This is a genomic window from Kitasatospora sp. NPDC004614 (genome assembly GCF_042873675.1).
GTDB lineage: Bacteria > Actinomycetota > Actinomycetes > Streptomycetales > Streptomycetaceae > Kitasatospora.
Map to the genome: position 1 here is coordinate 183,530 of NZ_JBIALR010000015.1, position 11,881 is coordinate 195,410.

Annotated in this window: 8 protein-coding genes; 6 read left to right on the plus strand and 2 right to left on the minus strand. The window is 73.1% G+C overall.

Going from position 1 to position 11,881, the window contains the following annotated elements; genetic code table 11:
* Window positions 1-94 precede the first annotated feature (94 nt).
* Complete coding sequence (locus tag ACFYST_RS27270) at window positions 95-3,673, minus strand: CDP-glycerol glycerophosphotransferase family protein (protein WP_387866082.1); 3,579 nt, start codon at window positions 3,671-3,673, stop codon at window positions 95-97.
* A 143-nt stretch (window positions 3,674-3,816) separates the two neighbouring features.
* Between ACFYST_RS27270 and ACFYST_RS27275 the strand changes: the two genes are divergently transcribed.
* From ACFYST_RS27275 to ACFYST_RS27285, 3 genes are all read left to right on the plus strand, one after another.
* Complete coding sequence (locus ACFYST_RS27275) at window positions 3,817-4,815, plus strand: glycosyltransferase family 2 protein (RefSeq protein ID WP_387866085.1); 999 nt, start codon at window positions 3,817-3,819, stop codon at window positions 4,813-4,815.
* Window positions 4,816-4,892: 77 nt separating this feature from the next.
* A complete protein-coding gene (locus ACFYST_RS27280; protein ID WP_387644692.1) occupies window positions 4,893-5,837 on the plus strand; it encodes a YihY/virulence factor BrkB family protein in 945 nt (314 codons plus the stop codon).
* Between the two features lie 94 nt (window positions 5,838-5,931).
* Window positions 5,932-6,843, plus strand: a complete 912-nt coding sequence (locus ACFYST_RS27285) for a class I SAM-dependent methyltransferase (RefSeq protein ID WP_387644694.1) — start codon at window positions 5,932-5,934, stop codon at window positions 6,841-6,843.
* A 3-nt stretch (window positions 6,844-6,846) separates the two neighbouring features.
* On the opposite strand, the gene ACFYST_RS27290 is transcribed toward ACFYST_RS27285, so the two are convergent.
* Window positions 6,847-8,124: a D-alanyl-D-alanine carboxypeptidase family protein gene (locus ACFYST_RS27290; RefSeq protein ID WP_387866088.1), complete on the minus strand. Its 1,278-nt coding sequence runs from the start codon at window positions 8,122-8,124 to the stop codon at window positions 6,847-6,849.
* Between the two features lie 136 nt (window positions 8,125-8,260).
* Here ACFYST_RS27290 and ACFYST_RS27295 point away from each other — a divergent pair, with 136 nt between their 5' ends.
* The 3 genes from ACFYST_RS27295 (at window position 8,261) to ACFYST_RS27305 (ending at window position 11,757) form a co-directional block, all read left to right on the plus strand.
* On the plus strand, window positions 8,261-8,518 hold the full coding sequence (locus ACFYST_RS27295) for an SCO4848 family membrane protein (RefSeq protein ID WP_387644699.1): 258 nt from the start codon (window positions 8,261-8,263) through the stop codon (window positions 8,516-8,518).
* A gap of 113 nt (window positions 8,519-8,631) precedes the next feature.
* Window positions 8,632-10,248, plus strand: a complete 1,617-nt coding sequence (locus tag ACFYST_RS27300) for a hypothetical protein (RefSeq protein WP_387866091.1) — start codon at window positions 8,632-8,634, stop codon at window positions 10,246-10,248.
* Window positions 10,249-10,416: 168 nt separating this feature from the next.
* Window positions 10,417-11,757: a hypothetical protein gene (locus tag ACFYST_RS27305; protein WP_387866093.1), complete on the plus strand. Its 1,341-nt coding sequence runs from the start codon at window positions 10,417-10,419 to the stop codon at window positions 11,755-11,757.
* Window positions 11,758-11,881 lie beyond the last annotated feature (124 nt).

The window sequence follows — 11,881 nt, forward strand, 5'->3', positions numbered from 1 at the left end:
TACGGGGAAAAGTCAATTCCCCCCCTTTGTCAAAAAGGGAGGGAATTGATTTATTTACATACGATATTTGCTTTTCCTGGGGCTATTTCCCCGCTCACTTTCCTTCGGCGAGCAGCGCGTCCGTCACCCGTCCGGCGGCACCGCCGTCGTCCAGGTCGCAGTACGCCTCACGGAACGCCGCGTACTTGTCGGCGTACTCGGCGGTGACCTCCGGCAGGTTGCCGAGTGCGGCGACCACCTCGGCGGAGGTGGTGAGCAGCGGGCCCGGGGCCTTGTTCTCCAGGTCGAGGCTGAAGCCGCGCAGGTTGTCGCGGTAGTGCTCCAGGTCGTAGGTGAAGAACAGCACCGGACGGCCGGTGTTCATGAAGTCGAACACCGAGGAGGAGTAGTCGGTGACGAGCACGTCGGCGACCAGCAGGAGCTCCGCCATGTCGGGGTAGGTGCTGACGTCCCAGACGTAGCCGTTGCCGGCCTCGGGGAGGCGGCCGCGGACGACCTCGTGGGCGCGGACCAGCAGGACCTGGTCGTCGCCGAGGGCGGCGCGGGCCGCTTCGAGGTCGAGCTGCAGGTTGAGCTGGTAGCCGCCGTCGGGCAGGCGACGGTCCTCGCGGTAGGTGGGTGCGTAGAGCACCACCTGCTTGCCCTCGGGCAGGCCGAGCTGCTCGCGGACCCGCTCGGCGGTCTTCTCCCGGTCGGGGGCGAAGAGCAGATCGTTGCGCGGGTAGCCGGTCTCCAGCAGCGTGCCCTGGAAGTCGAAGGCGCGGCGCAGCACGGGCGCGGCCCAGCGGCTGCCCGCCACCAGCAGGCTCCACTGCGGCACCTCCTCCTTGAGGTGCTCGAGGTAGCCGGAGTCGGTGAACCAGACCTTCTCGAAGTCGGTGCCGATCCGCTTCAGCGGGCTGCCCTGCCAGGTCTGCAGGACGACCTGGCCGGGGCGGCGGCGGAAGTACGTCGGCAGGTGGGTGGAGGTGACGATGTACTTGGCGGTGGACAGCGCCTCGAACCACTCGGGGGAGCGGTGCCGGACACACTCGGCGGTCTGCGGCAGCTCGGCCTGCAGGTCGACGGAGGTCCACAGGTGGCGCAGCGGCAGGCCGCGGCGGACCAGTTCCTCGTGCACGGCGCGCGGCGAGTCCGCGTACAGGCCGCCGTCGGCGGCCCACCAGTCCTCGCGGACGGTGTGGTAGAGCACGGTGTCGGTGAGCGGACGGCGCTGGCCCTCGGTGTACGCGTGGCGCAGCTGCCGCTGGCGGTAGCCGCTGCGTTCGGCGGGGGACAGCGCGTCGGGGGAGTCCAGCGACAGGCTGTCGTAGACGCGGCGCTCCAGGGTGACCCGCTTGCCGCGGGCCTCCAGCTCCAGCGGCAGGGTGTCGAAGGTGGACGCGGCGAGCACCGCGGCCGGCCACTCGCTGTCGACGGGGGCGCCGACCGGGCGGAACAGCACCGTCCAGGTGCCCTTGTGCAGCGGGACCTCGCCGGCGAAGGACGCGTTCGGCACGGCGGGCAGCGCGGCCCGGAAGCGGCCGTCGGCGATCTCCACCGGGTAGGCGTGCTCCTCGCGGCGCTTGGCGTGCAGGATCACCAGTTCGTAGCGGTGGGTGCCGGGCAGCGGGAAGGAGCCGCTGAGCACGAAGCCCTCGCCGCCCTTGGCCCGGGTGATCTCCTCGACGACCGGCTGCAGCACCTGGTCGCACAGCTGCAGGTAGCCGCTGGGGGAGGGCTTGGCGTACAGCGCGCGGGCGCCGTCGCCGATCGGCAGGTGCAGGCTGACGGGGGCGCGGCGGTCGTCCAGGACGACCGGCAGGCCGGTGCCGTCGGTGAGCTTGAGTTCGAGGTCCCAGCGGTCGCGGGTGCGCTTCTCCGCGGTCGGGTCGAGGGTGTTCCAGGCCTCGCGGACGGCGGTCAGCTCGGCGACCCGGACGTGCGCGGTGAACGGCAGGTCGCGGCCGGCCGGGACGCCCAGGTCCAGCGGGACCAACACGTCGCGCTCGGACTCGACGTGCTTCAGCCGCAGTTCCGCGCCGGCCAGGTCGGCGCCGGAGCGGACCAGGCCGCGCAGTTCGAGGGTGCCGCCCTCGGCGGACACCGAGGTGGCGCGGGCGCGCACCCGCTCCACCCGCAGCAGCAGGTGGCCGTCACGCTGCCACGGCACCACCCGGACGTCGTCCTCGACCCAGTGCACGGGCGCGTACTCGGCGCGGTCGTGCCAGCCGACCGACACCCGGCCCTTGTAGACGCCGCCCTTGCCGGCGCCGGCCACCAGCACCCGCCAGGAGCCGTCCTTCCACTCGCCGCGGTGCTTGAGCCGCTGCGGGTCGATGGTGGCGGAGAAGCCCGCCCAGTCGCAGCTGTACAGGTCGTGCGGCGAGCTGGCGGTGGCCTCCGGGCTGAACTCGGCCCGGGTCGGCACCGCCACCACGCGACGGCCCTTGGCCTCGCGCAGCACCAGCGCCTTGACCATGTCGTGCTTGTTCTCGGCGCCCAGGTGCTCGGGGAAGGCGTGCCCGGTCAGCTGGAGCCGGCCGCCGGACCAGCGGGCCTCGTACACCCGGGAGCGCATCACCAGGGCGTTGCTGAGCCGCAGCACGTCCGCGGGGACGCTCTTGCGGCCGCCGCGCAGGAACGGGTAGTCGGCGTACGGGCGGAGCAGGCCGCGGGCCGGGGCGGCGCCGTTGCTGTCCTTCTCGAAGCGCAGCTGCTCGATCAGCTCGGCGAGCCGGCCCTGCAGGGTCAGGTGGTACTTGAGCTTCAGCGGGGCGCGCAGCTTGCGGACCTGCTCCGGGCCGATGGCACGGAGCAGGCGGCCGGCGGACTCCAGGTAGGCGGCGTTGTACTCCGGGTCGCCCTCCAGCACCGAGCCGAAGAACATCGGGATCTCCTCGACGAGGTTGTTCTCGTCGTAGGAGTGCAGGTACTTGCGGAACTTCGGGTCGCTCTGCTTGCCCAGCCAGTCGCGGACCAGCTCCATCGACTTGACCCGGTCGATGACGCCCTTGGGGTTGGTCTTCATCTGGGTGATCGACATCTCGCCGACCTCCCGCTCGCGCCAGTGGTAGATCGGCTCGGCGAGCACGTCCACCCGGCGGGCCAGGTAGTGGTGCGGCACGCTGACCGGGGCGTCCTCGTACAGGATGCCCTCGGGGTAGAGCACGCCCGCCTGGTCGAAGAACGAGCGGCGGTACACCTTGTTCCACGCGGTGCGGTCGGTGACCAGCGCCGGGATCTCGGTGATGTGGGTGCGCAGCCGGGTGGCCGCGAACGGCTTGCGGTGGCCGCCCGACTGGTAGTGGCCGACGGCGCGGAAACGCAGCACGTTGCCGGTGCAGAAGTCCGAGCCGGTCTCGTCCAGCGTGCCGATCATCAGCTCGTACGCGGACGGCGGCATGGTGTCGTCGCTGTCGACGAACGCGAGGAACTCGGTGCCCTCGGAGATGTGGCGGTAGCCGGTGTTGCGCGCCGCACCGAGGCCCTTGTTCACCTGCTGGACCAGCCGGAAGCGCGAGTCCTTCGCGGCGTAGGCCTTGGCGATGTCGGCGCTGGAGTCCTTGGAGCCGTCGTCGACCATGACGCATTCGAAGTCGTCGAAGGTCTGGGCGGCGATCGAGTCGAGGCACTCCTCGAGATAGCGCTCGACGTTGTAGATCGGGACGACGACGGACAGACGGGGGGCCATCGGGAGCGCAGAGCCTTTCCTCAGGGAGTGCTGCCGGGTGGGCCCGGCAGATGTGTCGAAACCCGGACCGGCACCAGCCGCGATCCTACCTCTCCGGGCTTGCTAGTCTGCGCCTGGCCAGGCCAGGTGAGGAGAGTGAAGAGATGCCGCGGTTCAGCGTGATCGTGCCCGTCCACGCCGTCGAGGAGTACCTCCCCGCCTGCCTGGAGTCCGTCCTCGGACAGACCTTCACCGATTTCGAACTGATCGCCGTCGACGACCGCTCGCCCGACGGCTGCGGCGCGATCCTCGACGAAGTCGCCTACCGGGACAAGCGGGTGACGGTCCGTCACCTGGAGCAGAACGTCGGCCTCGGCCTCGCCCGGAACGCCGGAATGGAACTCGCCACCGGCGACTACCTGTTGTTCCTGGACAGCGACGACACCCTCACCCCCGACCTGCTGGCCGCCACCGACGCCCGGCTCCGCGCCACCGGCGATCCCGACCTGCTGGTGTACGACTACGCCCGCAGCTACTGGGACGGCCGCGTGGTGCGCTCCGCCTCCGCCCCCGTGTTCGCCAAGCCCGGCGCCGACACCTTCACCCTGGACGAGCGCCGCGACCTGCTCGACCTGCTCCAGGTGGTGTGGAACAAGGCCTACCGCCGCGAATTCGTCCAGCAGCAGGGCCTGACCTTCCCGCCCGGGTACTACGAGGACACCCCCTGGACCTACCCGGCGCTGCTCGCCGCCGAGTCCATCACCCTGCTCGACCAGGTCGGCGTGCACTACCGGCAGCGCCGCGAGGGCGGCAACATCCTCGCCACCGCCTCCCGCAAGCACTTCGACGTCTTCGAGCAGTACGACCGGGTGTTCGCCTTCCTCGACGCCCGCTCCGACCTGGACCGCTGGCGGCCGGTCATCTACCGGATGATGCTCGGCCACCTCGCCACCGTGGTCACCAAGCCCGGACGTGTCCCCGCCGCCGACCGCCGCGAGTTCTTCCGCCGCGCCGCCGAGCACTGCGCCCGGCACCGCCCGGCCGGCTACCGGCCGCCCGCCGGACCGGAGGGCGTCCGCGGCGAACTGCTCAGCCGCGGCAGCTACCTGGGCTTCCAGAGCCTGCGGGTGCTGGCCAAGGCCCGCCGCGCGGTGCGCCGCTGAGCGGCCGAGCCACTGAGCCGTCCGGACGACGGCGCGTCACCCGGACGTGGGAGCGCGCGGCCGGTATACAGCGGAGGATGGACTTCCCTGCCGGCCTGCCCCTGATCGGTCCGCTGGTGGCCCGGGTCATGCGCAGCCGCCCGTACCTGGTCTACCGGCTGTTCGCCGACGTGGACGGCAATCGGCTCGCCGGGGCGGTCACCTTCTTCGGCTTCCTGGCCCTGTTCCCGCTGCTCACCGTGGCCCTGGCGATCGCCCTGGCCACGCTCTCCGACTCCCGGGTGCACCAGCTCCAGGAGAAGATCACCGAGCAGCTCCCGGGCCTGGCCGACGCGCTCGACCTGAACGCGATGGTCGCCAACGCAGGCACCGTCGGCCTGCTCTCCGGCGCCCTGCTGCTGGCCTCCGGCCTCGGCTGGGTGGATACCATGCGCGGCGCCGTGCGCACGGTGTGGCGGCTGCCCGACGACGCCGGAAATCTCATTCAGGTGAAAATCCGGGACAGCGTGGTGCTGCTCGGGCTCGGTCTGGTCTGCCTCGCCTCGCTGGCCGCGTCCGCGGTCGCCACCACGCTCGCGCACCGGCTGGCCGACTGGCTGGGCCTGGACGGCGGGGCCGCCCGCTGGCTGCTGGCCGGGCTCGGCTTCCTGATCGCCGTCTGTGCCGATGTGCTGCTGTTCGTCTACCTGCTCGGCCCGTTCCCGCGGATCGTCGTCCAGCGCCGCCGGGCCCTGCTGCAGGGGGCGCTGATCGGCGCGGTCGGCTTCGAACTGCTCAAGTTGGCACTTTCTTCGTACCTGGGTTCGGTTGCCGGCCGCAGCCTCTACGGGGCGTTCGGGGTGCCCGTGGCACTGCTGCTGTGGATCAACTTCGTGTCCAGACTGCTGATGTACTGCGCGGCCTGGACGGCACTCGCGGACCCGGAGGCCGCCCGCCGGCGGGCCGTCCGACAGGCCGAGGCAGCGCTGAAACAGGCCGGTGAAACGCCTGGTTCACCCCCTGTCCGACATCCGGACAACTGACTATGATCCCGGTCACAACCACAGCGTGGCCGTCTCCCCGGCCGACCGTTCCGCCGGTGCGTCCTCGCGTTCCGGCCACTTCCCAGGAGGCCGTGTGTCACTCACCGACACCACCGCCGCTCCGCCCGTTCCCGCCACCCCCGACGACGTCCCCGGGTGGTTCTTCCGCGTCGACCGTGAGGTCTTCGCCTGGCTGCTCAGCCGCCAGAGCGAGGCCGGCGTCACCGGCGACCTGCTGGAGATGGGCGCCTACCTGGGCCGCTCCGCGATCCTGCTCGGCGACCACCTGCGCCCCGGGGAGAAGTTCACCGTCTGCGACCTGTTCGACATGGACGCGCCCGACGACGAGAACTCCGCCGAGATGTCGATGTCCTACCGCTCGACCCTCACCCGGCGCGCCTTCGAGACCAACTACCTGGCCTTCCACGCCGAACTCCCGACGATCGTGCAGGCCCCCACCTCGGTACTCGCCGACGGCCGGATCACCGCCGACAGCTGCCGCTTCGTCCACATCGACGCCTCGCACCTGTACGAGCACGTCGCCGGCGACATCCTGGTGGCCCGCGACGCCCTGGCCGGCAACGGCATCGTCTCCCTCGACGACTACCGCGCCCCGCACACCCCCGGCGTGCACGCCGCCGTCTGGGAGGCCGTGTTCACCCTCGGCCTGAAGCCGGTACTGCTCACCCCCGAGAAGTTCTACGGCACCTGGGGCGACGCGGACGCCGTCCGCGCCGATCTGCTCGCCCGCGACTGGCGCGGCGAAGGCTTCCGCCTCGACGAGGAACACCTCGCCGGGCAGATCTGCCACCGCCTCGCCTGGGACGGCGCCGACGGCCGCCCGGAGACCGCGGCCGGAGCACAGGCCGGCAGCCCGTCCGCGCCCGCCCGTCCGAGCTCCCAGCGCTCGCTCGCCCGCCGAGTCGCGCTCGACGTGATCCCCCCGGTCGCCACCCGCGCCGTCCGCCGCGCCCTGGCCGCCGGCCGCGCCCGCAAGTCGGACTAGGACCTAACGCCACTCGGACGGTCTGCCGCCGGACCGGGCCTCCCACAGGGCGGCCCGGCGGCGCAGCGCGCGCAGCCGCAGCATCCCGGCCGCCGCCACCGCCGCGCACAGGCCGACCGCCGTCCAGGTCGCCGCGCCCGGACCGTCCGCCGCGGTGTGCGCGGCCCGCACCGGGTCGGCCTGCTTCGCGGCCGGTGCGGCGGACGGCTTCGCCGGCGGCACGGTGGACGGCGCGGCCGGCGCGGCCGGTGCGGACGGGGCCTCGGTGACCGGCCGGGCCGACGCCTCCGGGGCCTGGGCCGGCGCCCGGTCCTCGGCCAGCGCACCCACCGGGGTGACCTTGCCGGCTGCGGCGAAACCCCAGTCCAGCAGCGCCGCCGCCTCGTCGTACACCTTCGGGCTGCTGTCCGGGTGCATCACCGTCACCAGCATGGTGCGGCCGCCGCGCACCGCGGCGCCCGTGTAGGTCGCGCCCGCGTTGGTGGTGTAACCGTTCTTCACGCCGATCAGCCCCGGGTACTTGCCGAGCAGCCGGTCGGTGTTGGCGATGCCGAAACTGCCGCGCTGCCCGTTCTTGTCGACCGCGCCGGGAAACTGCGCCCAGCGGGTGCCGCAGTACCCGCGGAACTCCTCGTTGCGCAGGCCCGCCCGGGCGAACAGCGTCAGGTCGTACGCCGAGGTGACCTGCCCGTCCATGTCGTAGCCGTCCGGGCTGACCACGTGGGTGTCGCGGGCCTGCAACTGGTCCGCGCGGGCCTGCATGTCGGTGACGGTCTTCGCCACCCCGCCGTTCATGCTCGCCAGCACGTGCACCGCGTCGTTGCCGGAGGACAGGAACACCCCGCGCCACAGGTCCTCGACCTTGTAGTCCAGGTCCTCCTTGATGCCGACCAGGCTGCTGCCCGCGCCCATCCCCTGCAGCTCCGTCCAGCCCACCCGGTGCACCTCGTCCGCCGGGAAGCGCGGCAGCACGGTGTCCGCGAACAGCATCTTCAGGGTGGACGCCGGCGGCAGCTGCGCGTGCGCGTTGAACGCGGCCAGCACCGCGCCGCTGTCCGCGTCCGCCACCACCCAGGACTTCCCGGTCAGACCGGACGGCAGCGCCGGCGCCCCCGCGCCCGGCGCGACCTGCACGCCCGCCGCGCCCAGCCGGTCACCGCCCACCACGGGCGGCGGCGGGGCGTCGCCGGGCGTCACGGCACGCGCGGCCGGCGGGCCGACCGGGAGCAGCACCAGCGCGGCCGCGGACGAACCGTGGACGATCCGGCGGATTGTCTGCATTCACGGAAGCTAACCCGCCCCTCCGCCGCCCCGCCGTCGAAGTCGGCACCGACGCCACGAACGAGTACCGCCCGCTGCTCCGTTCGGCGGGCCACGCATACTGGACGGGCCACCCGTCTGCCGCGAAGGACCCGTCATGAAGCTCAGCCGCCCGGTCTCCTGGTTCCTCACCGCCTTCGGCGTCTGGTCGATCTTCATCTGGACCACGTTCGCCAAGAACCTCTGGAAGGACTCCGGCGGCCAGGCCTTCGTGAACGGCGACCACGGGCAGCCGACCGCCTTCTTCTGGGTCCACCTGCTGCTCGCCATCACCTCCCTGACGCTCGGCCTCGCCATCGGCTGGATCGGCGTCCGCGGCCTGCGCGCCCTGCGGAAGCCGGCCGTCGCGGAGTAGCGGCTCTGGCATACCAAAATTTTGCTTGTGCGCAGGTCACAGGGGGTGTCAGGATACGCGGCCGGGCAGGTTGACCGACCTGCCCGAGCAACGCTCCTGGGGGAAGATCCCTGATGTCCCGTGTCACCTCCCCGCGGCTGATCGCCGCCTGCGCCACCGCGGCCGTCGCGGCCGGCCTGTTCGCCGCACCCGCCGCGCAGGCGGCGCCCGGCGCTGCGGTCACCGGCCCGACCGTCATGCCGGGCACCTCCCTGGACACCGGCCGCACCGACGGCTGCAGCGCCACCGGCACGCCCGGCTGGGTCACCCTCAGCAACCCGGGCCCGGTGCTGTTCGCGAAGACCGGCGCGCCCGCCGCCCGCTTCAAGGTGTGGGACGCGACCGGCGCGAAGGTCCTCGACACCACCGCCGAGGCGGACGCCTCCGGCGGTGTGCAGACCTCCATCGCCGGCCTGGCCGAGGGCAGCGGCTACACCTGGCAGGTGTGGCCGGAGTACCGGCCCGGCTCCGGCGCGCCCACCGAGACCTGCCGGTTCGGCGTCGACACCACCCAGCCGACCGTCCTCGGCGTGCACTCCGACGACTTCCCGGAGCAGGGCGGCGGCGGCAAGTACGCCGGCCAGCCCGGTGTGTTCACCTTCTCCGGCTCCGACAGCGGCTCCGGCCTGGCCTGCTTCCGGTACGTGCTCGACGGCGACGCCGGCGTCGGCGGCTGCACCCCCGGCCCGGGCGTGGTCGCGGCCGGGGCGGACGGCACCGCGAGCGTCACCCTGAAGCCCGGCCAGTGGGGCACCCACACGCTCCGGGTCCAGGCGGTCGACCACGCGGGCAACGTCAACCCGCCGGTCGACTACAGCTTCTACGCCCCGTCGAACCCCAACCCGCCGAAGGCGCTCGGCGACGTCGACAACGACGGCGTCCCCGACATCCTGCTGCCCGACTCGCAGGGCAACCTGCTGGTGATCAGCGGCGACTCCGGCAGCACCACCCCGAGCACCGTGGTTCCCGCCGCCTGGGCGCCCGGCGGCACCGGCTGGAGCGGCCAGCAGGTGGTCCACAAGGGCTGGGGCAGCGCCTCGCTCGCGCCGGCCGACACCATCTACGTCCACGACCCCGCCGCCAACTACCTGTACCAGTACGTGAACCGCGGCACGTTCTCGATCACTTCGACCAACCCGCCGCTCGTCCGCCACGCCACCTCCTGCGTCGACCTGGCCAAGGCCCCGGTCGCCTGCCCGGCCGACTTCGGCACCAGCTACGCGGGCATCCAGCAACTGGTCGCCTTCGGCTCCCTCGACCCGGCCCAGCCGTACGGCCTCAACCTGCTGGACGTCGAGCAGGGCAACCTGTGGCTCCAGCGCGACCCGTCGCGTTTCGGCAAGTCCACCCAGCTCACCACCACCGGCGCCTGGAACGGCTACGACCTGATCGCCCCCGGCCCCGACGCCAACGGCAACCTCGCGCTGTGGTCCCGCGAGCAGGCCACCGGCACCCTGCGGGCGCACGCGGTCCCGAAGCTCGCCGACGGCAGCTACGACTTCTCCGGTCTCGCGGGCCCGGCCGGCGGCACCGTCATCGGCACCTTCCCGGTGGCCGAGTACCCGACCCTGGGCAGCTCCGGCGACCTGGACGGGGACGGACAGGCCGACCTGTACGCCGTTACCGCCGACCGGCACCTGGTCACCTTCAAGGGCGTGGGCAGCCCGAAGGACCTGGGCGTTCTGGCCTGATGGACCGTCAGGGCCCGTTCCGGCCACGGTCGGTGCGGGCCTTTGGCGTGTCCGGACCCCTGGAGGTGGCCGAATCCGGCTGCTAGCCTGCCCGGCACGACTCCCGGGCGGATGGGCGGCGAGGGGCCGGTGGCCGGCCGGGGAGCAGGGGATGTGGGAGGCTCCGCGATGAGCACCAGCACCACCCTCGGCGACGCCCGCCCCGAGTGGGCGCAGCGCCAGGAACGGGAACGCCGGCACCGGCGCGCCAAGTCCCGGCTGCGGCTGCCGTTCGCGGTGGCGGCGGCCTGTCAGGCGGTGCTGCTGCTGTGGTGGGCGGCCGGGTACCCGGCGTTCACCGGCACCGCCACCAGTGGCGCACCGCTGTACGACGCCGCCGTGCGGCTCCTGCACCCGGCGGGGGCGACGCTGGCGCAGACCGTGGTGGTGGCGTTCGCGCTCGGGCACCTGGTGGCCGCGCTGGCCCGGTTCGGGGTGCGCGGCCGCTGGTCGGGGCCGGTGGCGGTGGCGCTGGCCGCGCTGCCGCCGACCGGCAGCCTGGTGGTCTCGCTCAGCCCCGAAGTGCCGTCCACCGCAGGGGCGTTGCTGCTCACCGCGGCGGGCCTGCGGCTGCTCGCCCGGCGGGCGGAGGGGACGCTGCACCGGGGCGGACCGGCGCAGCGGCTGGATCTGGCCGTACTGTTCTCGGCCATCGCGCTGCTCGCCCTGACCGGCCCCCGGGGCGCGGGCACCGCGCTGATCGCCGCCCTGGTGCTGCTGCCGGCGCTGCCCCGGGTCCGGGGCCGGCTCGCGCTGCTCACCGCCCTCGCGCTGGCCGTGCCGATCGCCCTCGCGCTGCTCGGCCACCCGACGGTCCGCGCCGGGGACCTGCACCCGCTGCGCGCCGCAGACCTGGCGCTCGCCCAGCACCGCGACCCCGGCCGCGAGGACCGGGCGCTGACGGCGCTCGCCCCGGCCGCCGACTGGGACGCGGCCGGCGCGGACTGCTCGGCGACCGCCGCCCTCACCGACCGCTGGGACACCGCCGCCGCCCGCCGCGAGCAGGACGAACTGGCCAGGGAATGGCGGCAGTTGTTGCGCGACCACCCGGACCGGGTGCTGGACGCCCGGCTCTGCCGCGGCCGCCTCGCCTGGGCGGTGTGGGCGGGCGCCGGCGGCCCGCACGCCGCCACCGAGGTGCCGGACCCGTCCCCGTCCTCGCACGGCCTGCTGCGGCCGCTGCACTCCGCCGCCGCCTGGAGCCGCACCCTGCTGCGCGCCCCGCAGCTGGACTGGCTGCTGTGGCGCGGCGCCCTGTGGGCGTACCTGGGCCTGGCGGCGGCCCTGCTGTACGCCTGGCGGCACCGGCTGCCCGCGCTCGTCCCGGTGGCCGGAGCGGCCGTCCTGGGCACCCAGCTGGCGCTCACCGCGTCCGCCGCCGGGCAGGACTACCGGACGATGGCCGTGGCACTGTTCCTCGGCCCGCTGCTGCTCACCCTGGCCACCGTCAGGCGCGCACCCGAGTCCTGAGCGACGCCGAAGGGCCCGCCCGGAGCGAACTTGGGTTCTAGTGGTTGCTGCAACACCCCAGCTCAGGGGACGCGATGACCTTCGAGATCCGCGAGGACCGGAGCCCTCAGGGGCGGCGGAAGCT